This window comes from Allosphingosinicella sp. (assembly GCF_036387215.1).
Lineage (GTDB): Bacteria > Pseudomonadota > Alphaproteobacteria > Sphingomonadales > Sphingomonadaceae > Allosphingosinicella.
In genome coordinates this window covers 1-7,392 of sequence record NZ_DASVUE010000208.1, presented here as the reverse complement: position 1 = coordinate 7,392, position 7,392 = coordinate 1, and the positions used below count along the sequence as shown (strand labels likewise).

6 protein-coding genes are annotated in these 7,392 nt (G+C 68.8%); 1 reads left to right on the top strand and 5 read right to left on the bottom strand.

The annotated features are described in order from the left end of the window. The 5 genes from VF662_RS08330 to VF662_RS08310 all read right to left on the bottom strand — a co-directional run. Positions 1 to 1,169, bottom strand: a 1,169-nt coding sequence (locus VF662_RS08330; RefSeq protein WP_464139796.1) for a hypothetical protein, incomplete at its 3' end; no start/stop codon positions are given. 4 nt (positions 1,170 to 1,173) lie between these two features. Continuing rightward, positions 1,174 to 2,040 carry a hypothetical protein gene (locus tag VF662_RS08325; protein WP_464139794.1) on the bottom strand — a complete coding sequence of 289 codons (867 nt, stop codon included), beginning with the start codon at positions 2,038 to 2,040 and terminating at the stop codon, positions 1,174 to 1,176. Next, positions 2,040 to 3,143 (bottom strand): hypothetical protein, encoded by a 1,104-nt coding sequence (locus VF662_RS08320; RefSeq protein ID WP_464139792.1) that lies wholly within the window; start codon positions 3,141 to 3,143, stop codon positions 2,040 to 2,042. The genes VF662_RS08325 and VF662_RS08320 overlap by 1 nt, the downstream gene beginning before the upstream one ends. A 95-nt stretch (positions 3,144 to 3,238) precedes the next feature. Then, complete coding sequence (locus tag VF662_RS08315) at positions 3,239 to 3,997, bottom strand: class I SAM-dependent methyltransferase (RefSeq protein ID WP_464139790.1); 759 nt, start codon at positions 3,995 to 3,997, stop codon at positions 3,239 to 3,241. Positions 3,998 to 4,126: 129 nt separating this feature from the next. Continuing rightward, on the bottom strand, positions 4,127 to 5,941 hold the full coding sequence (locus tag VF662_RS08310) for a hypothetical protein (RefSeq protein ID WP_464139788.1): 1,815 nt from the start codon (positions 5,939 to 5,941) through the stop codon (positions 4,127 to 4,129). A 236-nt stretch (positions 5,942 to 6,177) separates the two neighbouring features. Here VF662_RS08310 and VF662_RS08305 point away from each other — a divergent pair. After that, positions 6,178 to 7,392: UvrA family protein (locus VF662_RS08305; protein ID WP_464139785.1), on the top strand; the 1,215-nt coding region annotated here is incomplete at its 3' end.

Sequence of the window (7,392 nt, the reverse complement as noted above, 5' to 3'; positions counted from 1 at the left end):
GCCGAGCGGCTGATCGCCGCCTCCGCGTCGTACAGGCGGTAGCGAAGCAGCGAGACGAGCAGCCCCGCCGCCATCAGCACGAGCGCGAGCGGGATCACGATCTGGTTGAGGACGAACTGGAGCTGCCGCTGCCCCTCGGCGAGGTCGAGGGTCGAGATCACCTGCACCGGCAGGATCAGCACGAGCGCCGAAGCAAAGCCGAGCACCGCCCATTTGATCTGCTGCCGCTCCGGCCCCGCAGTCTCGCGCCGGTAGCGCAGCAGCACCGATCCCGCGACCCCGACAGTGACGATCAGGAACAGGATAGCGGTGATCTGCGTCCCGCTCGGGCCCGCGACCACCAGCACTGCCAGCAGGATGATGAGCATCAGGGTCAGCCGCGACCACAGGCTCGTGAACCGCCCGTCCGGGAAGCCGGCGATCGCGGCCATCAGCAGGCAGGCGCCGAAATTGGTGATGTCTTCGAACGGCGCGTTCGTGATCCGGCTATGGGCGATGATCCAGAAGGCGGAGCCGGCATTGACCGTCATCAGGAGGAAGCCGAACGCGAACAGCATCGCCTCCGGGTCGCGCGGCCGCCGCCGGGCGAGGATCAGCGATGCCGCGAACCAGACCAGAAGCGGCAGCTGGGTCGATGTGAAGCCGAGCGCGATGAACAGCCACAGCGGCAGCTCAGTCGTCGGCTCGACCGCTGCGCTTACCACCGGCTGCCGGGTCAGCCGATGCTCCCGCACGGTGCCGTCGCGGGAGCGCGTGACCAATTCGATCCTCCCGTCCGTGTCGGCGCCGAGCAAGTCGGCAATCTCGAACTCGGTCGCATCGGCCGCAACGCGCCGGCCGTGGACCGCGAGGATCGCGTCGCCGCGGGCGAGGCCGGACCGCCGCGCCTCCTCGCTTGATGGCCCCGCGATGCTGACCGCGCCTCTGCTCGTCTGGGTCCTGAAGCCGTAGCTCGCCGCCGTCGGCATGTTCCCGAAATAGTCGCGCCCGTTGAACCAGAAGCTTCCGCAGATCACGACCAGCGCCGCCAGCGCCACCGCGAGGTAGAGGACCCGAACGGCGGTTCCGCGCCGCCCCGTCAGGTGCGGCAACCGGTCGGGCAACTTCAGACGCAACGTGCGCGAAGGCCCCGCTTCGCCGCCACCCTCGAGCTCCCCCGCCGTCGCCATCGCCTCATCCCTGTCGCAGCGACACCAGCCGGCCCAGCCGCGTCCGGTCGGCCGGGCTCAAGTCCATTCCGGCCGCCGCGCGGAACTTCTCCCGCGCCTGCTCCTGCCGTCCCAGCCGCCACAGCGTCTTGCCCCACGCAATGTGCAGCGCGCCCCAGCGCGGCGCCCGCTCGGCGGCGGAGCGATAGTGCCGCTCAGCTTCCTCATCCTGCCCCTGCAGCGCGAGCGCATCGCCCCAGAGCTTGTATCCGTCGGCCCAGTTCGGCCCCTTGTCCGCAGCCATCTCGAACTGCCGCGCCGCGCCGGCACGGTCCCGAACGCTCAGTAGGGCGAGCCCGAGATCGGCATAAGCCATCGGAACGGAGGGTGCCGCGCGTACCGCCGCTTCGAACCAGCGCCGGGCGCCGTTCCGGTCGCCAACGGCCATTGCCGCCCACCCCTTGGCGCGCAGGCAATCGTAGCAATCCGCAGGCATCGCATCCGCAAGCCGCGCCGCCTCCGCCCCCCATCCGAGCTTGCCGAGCGCGATCGCAATGTTCGGCCAGACGGTTCGCACCATCACGTCGCGGCGGACCCTCGGGTCCGGGTAGATCGAAGTCGCCGCAGCGCTCCCCTTGAGAGCCTCGTCCGCGGCAGCGGCGCCCGCCGCCGCATCGCGTTCGTCCACCGCCCGCTGCAGCCGCAGGAGGGCGCTTGCCGTCCGCTCCCGCATCATCTCGTCGGGGTCCTGCGACCGGCGCATCTGGGCGGCGATCCGGGCCGCTGCCGAATGGTCGTGGACGAGGCTTGCGGCGCGCGCCCGCGTCAATGTCGAGGTCGCCGCCATCGTCGAGGCGCCCGCGTCCAGCAGCGCCTTGGCGGCGGACCGCATCAAACCTGCATCGCCCATCCGTCGCCCACCCGCGTGTCGAACGTCGCCAGGTTGAGGCGGCTGACCCGCTCGTCATATTCCCTCGAGGCGCTTTTTTCCCACGCCGGAAGCGCGCGGCGGAAGCTTTCGAGGGCCGCTTCTTCGTGGCCGAGCGCCTGCTCGGACAGCGCCACGTTGCCGATCGCCGGAAGCATGTCGGGATCGATCGCAAGCGCCTGCCGGGCCATCGCCAGCGACCGCCGGGCATCGCCGAGGCCGCGATAGTGGGCGGAAAGCCCGCTATAGGCCCATTTGCGCTCCAGCGGCGAAGGATCGCCGGTCAGCGCCATCAGCATCTGCTCCCGCTCGGCGCGGCGCTCGGGCGGCAGCGAAATGGCGTAGCGATAAGGCTGCGTCGCCTTGTAGAGCGATGCCGCCGCCTCCCTGACCAGCCGGTCGAAGTCCGCTTCCGCGCCTTCGACGGTGCCGCCCGAAAGCGCGCCCGCGCGCGTCGTGATTGCGATCCCTGCCGGCGTCTGCACCAGCTCGCCGCCGATCCGCGTCTCCTCGCCCAGCCACCCCTTCAGAGTCCGCCAGGCCTCGGAAATGGAGACGCCGGTCTGCGGGATGTCGAGCTGGATGTCGTCCTGCCAGTCGTTGGCGTAGCTCTTCTCCCCGCGCATCGATTCCGTGCTGCGCTGGAGCTCGGCGAGCTGGTCGAGAATACGCGCGCTCACCACCTTGCCGGTGAGGCCGCGCTGCGCCAGCGCCGGCGGCACTCCGAACGGCTCGATCACGAGCGAGGTCGAGCGGCTGGCATTCCAGACGAGGGCGCCGAGCGCCGCGATCACGGCTGCCACGGCCACCAGGATCAGCCAGCGCGTCAGCCGCTGCACGCGCAGCACGCCCAGTTCCTCCTTTTCGCGCTCGCACTGGATGTCGATCAGGCAGGCATGCTTCTCCAGCACCGCCCGCGCGGCCCCGTGCCGGTCCGCTCCCGTCGCCACCGCAGCCATTGCGATCTCGATCGGGTCAGGCGTGTCCGGCGGCGCCTCCGCCTTCCGCCGCCGCGGCGCCGCGCGCGGCTTCTTCGGCGGGGTCAGTTTCTCGTCCAGATCGGCCATTTCCGTCCCCCTCGGATGCAGCCGGAGCCTAAACGAACCCGCCCTGTTGCCAAGCACTTATTCCCCTGAGGGGGCAGGGGAGGCGTCTCCTCAGATCAGCGCAGCGGCTTCCTGAACCTGTAGACGAAGCGGTCCGTCTTGCCGCGGATGGCGGGATCGAACACTTCCTTGCTGTGGTCGTCCGCGGGGTTGGCGAGCATGCTGGACTGACCGTCGAGTACGAAGCCCGCGGCCGCGAAGTCGCGGCGGACGGTCGCCGGATCGATGCGGTGCAGTTTCTCGACCACCTCGCGCGTGTCGCCGCCGGCATTGGCGACGTGATCGACCACTGCAACGACGCCGCCCGGCTTCATCGCCTGATGAAGGGTGCGGAGGAACGCCGCCGGATCCATGCGCGGGAAATTGTATTTCGCGCTTTCCCAATAGGTGTCGTGATAATTGAGGTGGAGCATCGCGAAATCGAAGGTGGCGCTCGGAAGCGAAAGCCCGCTTGCAGGCGTGTAGAACCAGCCGACGTTCGGAGCGCGGCCCTTCAGCGCCGCCCAGCTCTTCTTGCTGTCCTCGTTGACGAACCCCGCCGGATCCCAGGCGAGCACGCCGCCCTTCGGCCCCACCGCCTTGGCGATGATCTCGCTATAATATCCGGAGCCCGCGAACAGATCGAGCGCCATCGCTCCGCGCTTCAGCCCCATGAATTCCAGCACCTGCGCCGGCCGCCGGCTCTCGTCCAGCTTCACGTCTCTCGCCGGCCGCGCGCTCGACGCCACCGCCCCCTTCACATCCGCCCGCTGCGCCTGCGTTGCCGCAGGAGCCATCGCCAGCAAGGCCGCAGCCAGGATCATCTTCGTCCCCATATCTTCCCTCCCGATGGATTCCCTGAAGCTAGACCGGCCATCGCTCGTGCGGAAGTGGAAACGGCAGCGGCGGCGCTTTGCCCATGTTTGGCCGGCTGGTGAGCGCCGAAAGCACCGGCGGAAGGGAGCTCAGCTGCGAGCTTCGGCTCTCGGGGCGGAGCCGATAGCTTCTTCGAGCGAGGCCAGGCGCGCGTGCAACAAGGCGATCTCCTCCCGGCCCGCCGCTTCCCGCTTCTCGCGCAACAGCACGATCTGGACTGCACGGGCGACCGGGTCGGCGATCTCGGCAAGCGCCTCCTGCTCGTCCTTGCCGTAGAAGCTTCCATCCGGGCGAGGTCCGAGCAGGATCCAGCCGATCGGGGCTCCTCCGAGGTGGCGGACCCGAAGCGGGACCCGCATCGGGAAAAGCGGGTCTCCCCGCTCGCAGCCGAGCGCCGCCGACGAGGCGGATAATGAGGCCCCTTCGAGCCAGGCGGCCGTCTCCTCCGCGGTCACGTCGCGCACAGCCGCCACCTGCTCGCCGATGATCACTGCGGCGCGTGTCGCCCGAACGCCTCTCGAGACCCGGCCCAGCACCTCCTGCAGCAGCACCTCCAGCGAGCTCGTCTCCCGCATATCGGCGACGCATTCGGGGAGGTCGCGGCGCAGATGCTCCAGCGCCTTCTGGAAACGCTGCTCCGCCCAGCGATGGAGCCGGTTGTGCGCGGGCGCGACCATGATCGCGGTGAAGGCGGCCGCCACCGCCGGCGCCTCGGCTCCCGCATCGCGCCCGAAGCTCGCCTGGATGATCGCTTCCATCCCGTTCATGCTTCCGGCGAAGAGGGCGCTCAAAAGCACCGTCAGCGCCGCAAAGGCGGCCGAGCGGCTGATCGCTGCGTCGGCATCGTAGAGCCGGTAGCGCAGCAGCGAGATGAGCAGCCCGAGCGGAATGCACGCAAATGCGGTCGCATAGGCGAGATAGTGGAGCAGCTCGCACCAGAGCCCCACCGTCGTCGAAGGCGCATGGTTGTAGGCGAACAGCAGCGCCTGATCGATCAGGATGAAGAATGCACCGGCACCGAAGCCGAGCAGGGCCCAGCGGATCTGCTGCCGCTGATCGCCCTGGGGCAGGCGCCGATAGCGCACGGCGATCGCCAGGACCCCGGCGACCATGAATGCCATGTCCGTGAACGTGCCCACGCTGTCGTGCAGCAGCCCGATCACGCCGCCGACCGGCAGCAGCAGCGCCGCGGCAAGGGTCCAGCGCGGATCGAACCTTCCGTCGGGGAAAGTGAGGATCGCGAGCAGGAGACCTGCCCAGCCGACCATCAGGAGCGCGTCGAAGAAGGCGTCGCCGCCGATCCGCATGATCAGATATTCCGACGATCCGCTTGCGGCGAGCGCCATCAGCAGGCCGAGCGAGAGCAGGATCGCGACCGGATCCCGCGCCCGCCGCCGGAACAGCAAGGCCGATGCCGCCAGCAGCAATGCGGTGGTGAGCACGTCGGCGAAGTCCGCCATCCGCATCGCGATCCGGCTCAGCCCCGCCCGCTCGAAAGCCTGGTCGAGGTGCCGCTGGCTCCGGGTGAAGCTGTGGGTTCGGAGCGTTCCGTCGGGCGAGCGCGCGGTGATCCGCACCTTGCCTTCCGCCGGGCCGTCCAGCCGCTCCCCGATGTCGTCATAGGCGGAGGGATCGTCGGGAACCGCCGTGCCGTCGATCGCGACGATCGCATCCCCCGCCTTCAGCCCCGATGCAGCCGCCTCGTCGCCAATCGTCAGCCGGATGCGCAAGCCGCTCTGCCGCTCGCCAATCATCAGCCCGGCGCGCTCGAACGGCGTGGTGAGCCCCTCCGCGCTCACCGCGCGCACGTAAACCCCGCCCGCTGACATCAACAGGGCGAGCAGGAACAGCGCGATCCAGACGCCGCGGTAGGCGGGCAGCCACGCCTCCTTGAGCGGCGGCAAGCGATCCGGCAGGCGCCTCCGCACCGCTCCTGCATGGCCTGTTGCCGTTCCCGCGCCGCTCCTCGTCACAAGCCCCCCCGGTGCCGATCCATTGGAGAATGCCCTCGATCGCTCATGCTGGCAACGGCCCGTGCGGCTTGTCTTCCAGTGCCTTAGCACCCATCTCGGCCTCGCCCGCGTTGACCTCAGTCATGCGCCCCTTGCACCGCTAGAACAAATCTGGAACACGAACGGCTATGCTGACTCACCTGTCCGTCCGCGGCGCGCGGGAACACAATCTGAAGGGTGTCGACATCGACATCCCGCGCGAGACGCTGACGGTGATCACCGGGCTGTCGGGAAGCGGCAAGTCGAGCCTCGCCTTCGACACCATCTATGCCGAGGGGCAGCGGCGCTACGTGGAGTCGCTTTCCGCCTATGCGCGCCAGTTTCTCGAGATGATGCAGAAGCCCGACGTCGATCACATCGAGGGCCTGTCCCCGGCAATCTCGATCGAGCAGAAGACGACCAGCCGCAATCCGCGCTCCACGGTCGCGACCGTCACGGAGATCTACGATTACATGCGCCTGCTCTGGGCGCGGGTGGGCGTGCCCTACAGCCCCGCCACCGGTCTCCCGATCAGCGCCCAGACCGTCAGCCAGATGGTCGACCGCATCATGGGCCTGCCGGAGGGTTCGCGCCATTACCTCCTCGCCCCCGTCGTCCGCGGCCGGAAGGGCGAGTATCGCAAGGAGCTGGCCGAGTGGCAGAAGGCCGGCTTCACCCGTGTCCGCATCGACGGCACCTTCCACGACATCGAGGACGCGCCCGCGCTCGACAAGAAATACAAGCACGACATCGAGGTGGTGGTGGACCGCCTCGTCATCCGCGAAAGCATCGAGACCCGCCTCGCCGACAGCCTCGAACAGGCGCTGAAGCTCGCCGAGGGCTTGGTTTACTTGGATCCTGCAGACCCCACCCCCGCTCGCCCTGAGCCTGTCGAAGGGCTGTCCTTGTCTTCGGCTCAGGAAGAGGAAGGCAGGGCTTCGACAAGCTCAGCCCGAACGGGTGTGGCAAAGGCGATGGAGCAGGCCCACGAGCGCCAGGCGCTCGCCGACAATGCCCCTCCCGGCCGCATCGTCTTCTCCGAAAAGTTCGCCTGCCCCGTCTCCGGATTCACCATCGCCGAGATCGAGCCGCGGCTCTTCTCGTTCAACGCCCCCCAGGGCGCCTGCCCGGCCTGCGACGGCCTTGGCGAAAAGCTGCTGTTCGATCCCGAGCTCGTCGTCCCCAACGAGAATCTCTCGATCAAGAAGGGCGCGATCGTCCCCTGGGCCAAGTCCAACCCGCCCAGCCCCTATTACATGCAGGTGCTCGGCTCGCTCGCCGCCGAATTCGGCTTCAAGCTCGACACGCCCTGGAACGAGCTGCCGGAGGAGATCCGCCACATCATCCTCCACGGCACCAGCGGC